Here is a 629-nt window from a genome sequence, read left to right on the forward strand (position 1 = left end):
TAATACTCTTACCATTTCTTTTATCATTCGCATAATATAGTCTTTTTCGTCTGTGAAATACATTTTTCACCTCCATAACTACCGATTTTCCAACAATACAAGCAGGAAATTATTTATCATCTGTATTGTTTTCCTTTTTCTTATGAGTCGAACCCAAGCAAAGAAATGAAGAACCAAGACATAACCATACTATAGCCATAGAACTTTCATTTCCACTCGTAAAGCCAATAGCTGACGCTATGAAAAACAGAACTGATGCAATGTAAAATAAGATTGATTTGTTTATCCCTTTTTTCATAAATAAGCATCTCCTGCAAACAATAATTTATTTTAATAAATATTTTTTAAACGCTTTATGATTATCAAAGTGGACTTCTCTAAAAAACAGAACTAACCAAATAATATAGGTTGGTATAGCCATATATGGGGTTAAAAGGCAGGATAATGTCGCTCCTGCTAACATTATAACAGTCCATATGAAGCACTGATTTCTTATATCACGAGAGATCTGAGCTTTATCATACATTGTTTGTTCTTCTTTAGAAAATGAATTAAATCCTGAAACAAATTTTAGTTGCTTTTTCCTTAAAAATCGCAAATAACACACCTATAATTACAAATGGTATAAC

Annotated in this window: 1 protein-coding gene and 1 pseudogene; both read right to left on the minus strand. The window is 30.4% G+C overall.

Annotated elements, in window-relative coordinates; all coding sequences use genetic code 11:
- Window positions 1-109: 109 nt before the first annotated feature.
- Window positions 110-298, minus strand: a complete 189-nt coding sequence (locus DW059_RS15715; RefSeq protein WP_005342828.1) for a hypothetical protein — start codon at window positions 296-298, stop codon at window positions 110-112.
- Window positions 299-325: 27 nt separating this feature from the next.
- A pseudogene (locus DW059_RS17755) lies at window positions 326-629 on the minus strand (DUF3784 domain-containing protein); the annotation flags it as partial.

Source organism: Roseburia sp. AF42-8, assembly GCF_003435965.1.
Taxonomy (GTDB): Bacteria; Bacillota; Clostridia; order Lachnospirales; family Lachnospiraceae; genus Roseburia_C; species Roseburia_C amylophila.

Bases quoted from the DNA above. Each gene is read 5' to 3' on its own strand.
- DW059_RS15715 (WP_005342828.1), bottom strand. From the start codon at position 298: ATGAAAAAAGGGATAAACAAATCAATCTTATTTTACATTGCATCAGTT.